Annotated in this window: 1 protein-coding gene; it reads left to right on the forward strand. The window is 60.8% G+C overall.

Annotated features, from left to right (window positions below):
• The coding region (locus tag AACY52_RS29760; protein WP_339561295.1) for a 2OG-Fe(II) oxygenase family protein at window positions 1-551 on the forward strand (551 nt) is incomplete at both ends.

Here is a 551-nt window from a genome sequence, read left to right on the forward strand (position 1 = left end):
CCCAATTGCGGTGCGAACCAATGGCCCTCGCAGCCGGCTGGCTTCCGTGAACAATACGAGGCCTATGTCGAGGAAATGTTCCGCGTCGGTCGCCATCTCATGGGCCTGCTTGCTCTGTCGCTCGATCTGCCAGAGGACTATTTCGCCAAGGGACTGGAGGAGCCGCTCTTTAATTCCCGCCTGCTACGCTACGCGCCGCAGCCCGCAGACGCCGCGTTCAACCAGATCGGCGCCGGCGCCCATACCGATTGGGGTATGATCACGATCCTTCTCCAGGATAACATCGGTGGTCTCGAGGTGGAAAATGCGGCGGGCGAATGGATTTCGGCCCCGCCGATCCCAGGCGCCTTCATCATCAATCTTGGCGAAATGGTGCGGATTCTGAGTAATGGCCTCTATCATGCGAACATGCACCGCGTGCTCAACAACCAGAGCGGCGTAGACCGCTTCTCGGTGCCGACGTTCTTCGACCCGGGCTACTTCTATGAGGTGAGCTGCGCGCCTACCCTGCTCGCAGCGAACGAAGAACCCGCACATCCGGCCGCCACCGT

It is taken from the genome of Pseudomonas sp. EA_65y_Pfl1_P113 (assembly GCF_963970525.1).
Taxonomy (GTDB): Bacteria; Pseudomonadota; Gammaproteobacteria; order Pseudomonadales; family Pseudomonadaceae; genus Aquipseudomonas; species Aquipseudomonas tritici.